We start from the raw sequence: 6,857 nt of genomic DNA on the forward strand, positions 1-6,857 counted from the left end.
CAATTACTTTGGCGAGGACGAGCAAACCGATGGTACACAACAACAAAGTTCTGACGGTTTCCTATGGAACCTTCTCCTGCACCTTGGAAGGGTTCGAGGATTCCTTTGGCACGATGAAGGCCATTGCCGAGTATTTCCGTGATCTGGCATCCGATGACCGCTACTTTGGTGCCGAGCCACCGCAGCCAGACGCAGAGATGCTGGCCCGCATCGCTCAGCGCGAAGTGGCGCGTCAGGTTGAAGCCCGCACCAGCAGCGATGGCATCCACCTGCGCACGACAACCCCGGATGCGGCCCCATCGCAGCCCACGATTGCCCCCCAAACCGCCGAGCCCGCAGCAGAGCCTGAGCAGGCACCTGCGGCAGAGCCAGATCGTCCAGCGCGCCTGGCGCAGGACACCATTGATGTCGCCCCCAGCGAAGTTGACCTGTTTGAAGAAGACGAAACCCAGTCCGAGGCCACCAGCGAAGCTAATACCGCTGCCGAAGCCAATGCTGCTGTCTTGGAAGATGACCCTGCTCAAGCAGCCCCCGCAGAACAGTCCCAAACAGGCAGCACCGTGGAAAGCCCGGCTACCTCAGTTGATCTGGCCACCATTGCGGCCATTTCCGCCGCCGTTTCCGATTCGCCAGCCTCCGAAGATCCGACCGAAGCTGCGACCATGGATGACAACACCGCAGAAGAGGTGGCGGAAAAGGTCGATTTCTTTGATGAAGATCTGCCCGCAGAGCCCGTGACCTCCGCGCCGCGCAGTGACACCGTTCCAGCCGCTGACAGCATCGCGGCCAAGCTCCTGCGCATTCGCTCCGTGGTGGCCAAAGCCCCGGAAGAGGAATTCTCTGAGGACGAGCACGCCGAGACCTTTATCGAAACAGCCCGGGCGGAAATGGCGCAGGTTGAAGACGAAGACCTGGATGATATCGACGCCGAAAGCGATGAAATTTCGCGGGTTCTGGATCGTATTGATCTGACCGGCAAGCGCGCCGACGCGGCATCTGCGGCACAGGAAGCAGAGGCCCCATCGGAGCCGCAAACACCAGCCCCCTCCAGCGAGGCACTGATCAATTCCGTCTTGCAGGAGACCGCCCCTGATCCAGTGGCGGAACCCACCGCTGCTGCCCAGCCAGATGCCCAGCCCGTCACTCAGGCAGACACCCAGGCCGACTCACAGGCAGACTCTCGGGCGGCACAAGAGCCCCCTGCCCGCCCCAAACGCGGCATGCGCCTGGGCCGTCCCAAAGCCTCCGAAGATGTGGCGCTCAACACTGCGAGCGACACTTCGGCCCTAGACACAACGGCCGCGCCAAGTCCTGCTGAAGACGCTGCAGCAGAGCCTGCACCAACCGCCCCCGAGACCGCACCCCAGACCGCAAAACCGCTGCGCGCCCGCATCGTCAAGGTAAAGCGCGCCGATCTGGAACAAGCCATGAGCTCCGGCAACCTGGAAGAGGTTGTCGAAACACCAACAGACGAAACGCCAGACAGCACGCCCTCTGCAGAAAGCTCACTGGACGCCGATGAAGAGGCGGATCTGATGCGCGAACTGGCAGAGGTTGAAGCTGAGCTGCTTGCCAGTAATCAGGACAGCGCGCAGATCTCTGAGGTACAGGCAGAAACAGATGCCCCTTCGCCAAAAAGCGCGCCCGAACAGGCCGCTGATTCTGCATCTGCCCGCGAAGTAACCAGCAGAGCCAACCCGCAGACCACTCAGCCCGCAGATAGCGATGTCACCCGCCTGATGGAGGCCGCAGAAAGCAAGCTCGGCGATCCCGACAATGCAACCTCGCGGGAAACCTACAGCCATCTGCGCGCCGCTGTCGCCGCCGCCGAGGCAGATCGCTCGGCCAGCCCGACCGGCGCCAAAACGGATGAGGCCGAACCCTATCGTGAGGATCTCGCCAGCGTGGTTCGCCCGCGTCGCCCCGAAGCGGGAGAGGCCACACGGTCGCGCAGCACAGGCAGCCGCCCCGCGCCGCTAAAACTGGTGGCCGAACAGCGCATTGAACCGGAGGTAAAAACCTCGGCCAAACCGGTGCGGCCACGGCGTATTTCCATGGCTGCTGACGATACGCCCTCGGCGCAGGCCGAAGCCTTTGGCAGCTTTACCGACTATGTTCAGGATCTCGGCGCCACCGAACTGCACGAGATGCTGGAAGCGGCCGCCTCCTACCTCAGCTTTGTCGAAGGACGCGATAAGTTCTCGCGCCCCCAGCTGATGAACAAGGTGCGCAGCGTCGGACATGGCGACTTCAATCGCGAAAACGGGCTGCGCTCAATTGGCCAGTTGCTGCGGGAGGGCAAGATCGAACGCTCCGACAATGGTCAGTTCACCGCCACTGACGATATTGGCTTTCGCCCCCGCAAACGCGCCGCAGGCTAACCGCAGGCAGGTATGATCCGCTTGTAGGGGCAAGCCGAGACAGCTGCCAGACATAGAAAAGGCCCGACCGGAGTGATTTCCGGTCGGGCCTTATTTTAGCTAAGCGCCCGCGCTACTGGTCTTCGGCCTCTGGGTCTTCCTTACCAACGCCGCGAAAGACGAACTTGAAAGGCAGCACCCAAAGCACCCCCAACACCGCGTAGATCAACAGCTCCAACAGGATTGGTGGCCGTTCAAACAGGCTCACCACGTTGACCGCAGCGATGATATAAAGCGGCATGCCAACCAGCAGGATGATCAACGCCCAGCGACGACGCGCCTTGTAGCTGAGCCCCGGCTTATCCGACATCAGTCAGCAAAGGGGTCGGTCACCAGAATGGTGTCGTCCCGCTCCGGGCTGGTAGAGAGCAATGCCACCGGGCATTCAATCAGCTCTTCCACGCGTTTTACATATTTGATGGCATTGGCAGGCAGATCGTTCCAGCTGCGCGCGCCCTCAGTGGATTCAGACCAGCCGGGCATTTCCTCGTAGATCGGGGTGCAACGCGCCTGCTGATCAGCAGCGGTGGGCAGATAGTCCAGACGGGTGCCGTCCAGATCATAGGCGACACAGATCTTCAGGGTTTCAAACCCATCCAGCACGTCCAGTTTGGTCAGCGAGATACCAGTGATGCCCGAAGTGGCACAGGTCTGGCGCACCAGACAGGCATCAAACCAGCCACAGCGACGCTGACGGCCCGTGGTGGTGCCAAATTCATGGCCACGGGTTCCCAGACGGTCCCCATCGGCGTCTGGTTTGCCATCGGCATTCAGCAGCTCGGTCGGGAACGGGCCTTCGCCCACGCGGGTGGTATAGGCTTTGACGATCCCCAGCACATAATCAATCGAGCCCGGACCGATGCCGACACCGGTGGCGGCCTGACCTGCAATCACATTTGACGAGGTGACAAAGGGATAGGTGCCAAAATCAATGTCCAGCAACGCGCCCTGGGCGCCTTCAAACAGGATCCGTTTGCCTGCTTTGCGCTTTTCATTCAGCACTTTCCACACAGGGGCGGCAAATTTCAGAATCGCGGGCGCAACCGCGCGCAGCTGGGCAATCAGCGCATCGCGGTCAACCGGCTCAAAACCCAGACCTTTGCGCAGCGGATCATGGTGCTGCAAGGCGCGGTCAACGCGGGCCTCAAGTGTGGCGTCATCGGCCAGATCGGCAACCCGGATAGCACGGCGGCCAACCTTGTCTTCATAGGCGGGGCCGATACCACGCCCGGTGGTGCCGATCTTGGTGCCCTTGGAGGCTGCCTCTTCGCGGGCGCGGTCCAGTTCACCATGGATCGGCAGAATCAGCGGCGTATTCTCGGCGATCATCAGGGTTTCGGGGCTGATATCCACGCCCTGCGCCTGCACGGTTTCGATCTCTTTCAGCAGGTGCCATGGGTCCAGAACCACACCATTGCCGATCACGCTCAGCTTGCCACCGCGGACAACCCCCGAGGGCAGCGCGTGCAGCTTGTAGACTTTGCTGTCAATGACCAGCGTATGGCCGGCATTGTGACCGCCCTGAAAACGCGCAATCACATCGGCGCGTTCGCTGAGCCAGTCAACGATCTTGCCTTTTCCTTCATCGCCCCATTGGGCGCCGACTACCACGACATTGGCCATCTCAGGTCCTTTGTATGCTGGTTAGAATGTATGCTGGTGGAAACCAGAGCCCCGTATAGCGATGCGGCGCGCGCGAGGAAACCGTTAAATCGACGCAGACCCGTTACATTCGGGCAAGACCCATGATGCAAGGGCCAGGATTAACGCGGCAGATGCACAGGTTCGCCGTGCGGCGTGCTCAGATAGGCCTCTTCCCAGTCGCGCCGCACCAAAGCCACCTCTTGCGGGCTGGCATTGCCAGCCTCTGCAAGAATCGCCTCCAGCGTTTCCAGCCAAGCGTTGAAATAGTCGGCGCCACCATCCAGTTCCCGGCTCAGACCATTGCGGCGCAGGGTTGCAGAAAACTGCGCAACCCATTCCGCCCAGCTAAACCGCCCCGCCTCATTCAATGAAACCGTGAGCGCAAAGACCTGCGCATGCCAGGGGTCCAGAAAGACCGGCTCGGGCGCCGAGTGGTTGATGCAATCGCTCATATCTGCGCCCCCGGCTCCAGCGGTTGCAGATAGCTTTGCCACAGATCCAGCACCACCTCATCATGGGGGTGTTCCGGATGCGCCCAAAGCTCTGACGCCGGGAAAGCCACCGCATAAAGCGGCTCTGGTGCTTCACCCAGCCCATGGGCATTGCTGTCCGGCAGCACATGGGTGCCGTGTTGGCGCAGAATCTGACCACAGGCGCCGGCCGCATAGTCTGGCAGGCGGGTGTGACCACCATCCACCAGGGCGCTGCCACCGGGGTGGTGGGTTTTCACCCGCTCACCGGGCGCAAAAATCGGCGCGATAGCGCTGGGACGATTGGCGGGGCCGCCCTTGGCCAGAACCGCCGCCACGGCCTCCGCCCTGAGCGCCGCTGAGGCCAGCGCATGCAGCCCCTCCCCGCTGTGACCTTTCAGATCTTCACGGGTCAGCACCCCGGTCTCAACCAGCAGATCCGCCAGCGCCGAGATCCATTTCTCATAATAGGAGAATCGGGTGTAATCCTTGGGCGATAGGCATTCCCGGGCATGGCGCGAGACATCAATGTTCCATTTTCCCAAGGCGCCGCAGGCCAGGGTGACGGCCAGGGCGCGGGCGTGCCAGTCTGTGGCAAAGACCGGCGCATCCGGGGCGTCCGGCACCACGGCGCCATCGCCGAATCGCCCGCCCATATCGTGCAGGCGGCTCATGTAAGATCCCCGCCTGTTAGATCACCGGCGCCGCTGGGCGCGGTGGCCAGCGCGGTGCCAATCATCGAATCGCGGGACACCAGCGCGGCAAGCGCGTCTTCATCCAGCCCCTCGCTGCCAGCCGGGCGCATGGGCAGCACCAGATAGCGGACCTCTGCGGTGGAATCCCAGACCCGCACCGCGGTCTCGCTGGGCAGGGTCACGCCAAAATCAGCCAGCACCTTACGGGGTTCACGCACGGCGCGGGCACGATAGGCATCGGATTTATACCACCCCGGCGGGATGCCCAACAGCGGCCACGGGTAACAGCTGCACAGGGTACAGACGACCATATTATGCCGCTCAGGCCTGTTCTCGACGACCACCATATGTTCGCCCTGGCGCCCATAATAACCAAGCTCGGCCAGAACCGGATCTGCATCTGCAAGCAGTGCTGCCTTGAACGCCGGGTCGCTCCAGGCGCGGGCAACAACGCGGGCGCCGTTTTGTGGGCCGATCTTGTTTTGATAGGTATCGATGATTTCATCCAGCGCCGCCGGATCAATCAGCCCCTTGCGGGTGAGAATCGTTTCCAGCGCTTTGACCCGCAAAGCAGGGTCAGAAGGCAGAACGGCGTGCGGGTGGTCAGAATGATCATGAGGCATGAGCGCAGCCTGCCCCAGCGCCAGCGCCCGCGTCCAGTCACTTTTCCTCTGTTTCCCCACAGTTTTACCGGGCTTGTTCCCCCTCCTTTCCCGCTCTGAACCAACAATCGAAACTGAGCCCTTGCCCCTGTCGGCATTCTTGCCTATTTACCGCCCGATAGTTTAGCCAACAGCCGCAGGAACCTATGGAAAACGTTGTTCTCATCATCCATCTTCTCTTGGCTCTTGGCCTAATTGCCGTGGTGCTGCTGCAGCGCTCCGAAGGCGGGGGCCTGGGGATGGGCAGCGGCGGCGGTGGCGGGGCCATGTCTGGCCGCTCTGCAGCGACCGCCCTGGGCAAAGTGACCTGGATCCTCGCGATCTGCTTTATCTGCACCTCGATCACCCTGACCGTACTGGCCGCGCAGAAATCCGCTGGATCTTCGGTTGCCGATGGCATCGTGCCTGCCGCGACTGAAACGGGTGATGCGCCGGAAGCACCAATCGCGCCGCTGGGCAGCGATCTATTGCCGCCAGCCGAAGGTGACAATGCGCCGCTGGTTCCCAGCGCCGACTAACACCTACAAGACCTAGAATTCTGAGAGAGAACCGTAACAGCATCTTGCGGTTCTCTTGCGCATGTCGCGCGAATCCTTTATATGTGTAGCCCCGTGGTGCAGCGGTTTTTCACAACCGCCGGGCAGCTATTTTCTGACTTCTCACGGGGGCAGCCGAACACTCATGGCGCGTTTCATCTTTATCACTGGTGGTGTGGTTTCATCGCTTGGCAAGGGCCTGGCGTCCGCCGCTCTTGGGGCTCTTTTGCAGGCGCGTGGCTATTCCGTCCGCCTGCGCAAACTGGACCCCTATCTTAACGTCGACCCCGGCACCATGAGCCCCTTTGAACATGGCGAAGTCTTTGTCACTGATGATGGCGCGGAGACCGACCTCGACCTTGGACACTACGAACGTTTCACCGGTGTTGCGGCCCGTAAAACCGATTCCGTATCGTCCGGGCGCATCTAC

The 6,857-nt window shown here is 61.5% G+C and carries 7 protein-coding genes and 1 pseudogene; 3 read left to right on the forward strand and 5 right to left on the reverse strand.

Translation table 11 applies throughout. The features are described 5' to 3' along the window. Positions 1 to 29: 29 nt before the first annotated feature. Complete coding sequence (locus QZ268_RS07150) at positions 30 to 2,381, forward strand: chemotaxis protein CheA (RefSeq protein ID WP_295450232.1); 2,352 nt, start codon at positions 30 to 32, stop codon at positions 2,379 to 2,381. Between the two features lie 112 nt (positions 2,382 to 2,493). Here the strand turns inward: QZ268_RS07150 and QZ268_RS07155 are convergent, their stop codons facing one another. From QZ268_RS07155 to nthA, 5 genes are all read right to left on the reverse strand, one after another. Next, positions 2,494 to 2,730, reverse strand: coding sequence for a DUF2842 domain-containing protein (locus QZ268_RS07155; RefSeq protein WP_295450234.1), 237 nt, complete (start codon positions 2,728 to 2,730; stop codon positions 2,494 to 2,496). Then, the gene (locus QZ268_RS07160) at positions 2,730 to 4,043 is read right to left on the reverse strand and encodes an adenylosuccinate synthase (RefSeq protein WP_295450236.1); all 1,314 of its coding nucleotides are present in this window, start codon (positions 4,041 to 4,043) and stop codon (positions 2,730 to 2,732) included. The genes QZ268_RS07155 and QZ268_RS07160 overlap by 1 nt, the downstream gene beginning before the upstream one ends. Before the next feature lie 140 nt (positions 4,044 to 4,183). Continuing rightward, positions 4,184 to 4,516, reverse strand: a complete 333-nt coding sequence (locus QZ268_RS07165; RefSeq protein ID WP_295450238.1) for a nitrile hydratase accessory protein — start codon at positions 4,514 to 4,516, stop codon at positions 4,184 to 4,186. Next, positions 4,513 to 5,208: a nitrile hydratase subunit beta gene (nthB, locus tag QZ268_RS07170; RefSeq protein WP_295450241.1), complete on the reverse strand. Its 696-nt coding sequence runs from the start codon at positions 5,206 to 5,208 to the stop codon at positions 4,513 to 4,515. The genes QZ268_RS07165 and nthB overlap by 4 nt, the downstream gene beginning before the upstream one ends. Further along, positions 5,205 to 5,852 carry a nitrile hydratase subunit alpha gene (gene nthA, locus QZ268_RS07175; protein ID WP_295450243.1) on the reverse strand — a complete coding sequence of 216 codons (648 nt, stop codon included), beginning with the start codon at positions 5,850 to 5,852 and terminating at the stop codon, positions 5,205 to 5,207. The genes nthB and nthA overlap by 4 nt, the downstream gene beginning before the upstream one ends. Before the next feature lie 185 nt (positions 5,853 to 6,037). On the opposite strand from nthA, the gene secG reads away from it, so the two are divergent. Continuing rightward, complete coding sequence (secG, locus tag QZ268_RS07180; protein WP_295450245.1) at positions 6,038 to 6,409, forward strand: preprotein translocase subunit SecG; 372 nt, start codon at positions 6,038 to 6,040, stop codon at positions 6,407 to 6,409. 163 nt (positions 6,410 to 6,572) lie between these two features. Then, a pseudogene (locus QZ268_RS07185) lies at positions 6,573 to 6,857 on the forward strand (CTP synthetase); the annotation flags it as partial.

The sequence above is a fragment of the uncultured Pseudophaeobacter sp. genome (assembly GCA_905479575.1).
In the GTDB taxonomy this organism is placed as follows: domain Bacteria; phylum Pseudomonadota; class Alphaproteobacteria; order Rhodobacterales; family Rhodobacteraceae; genus Pseudophaeobacter.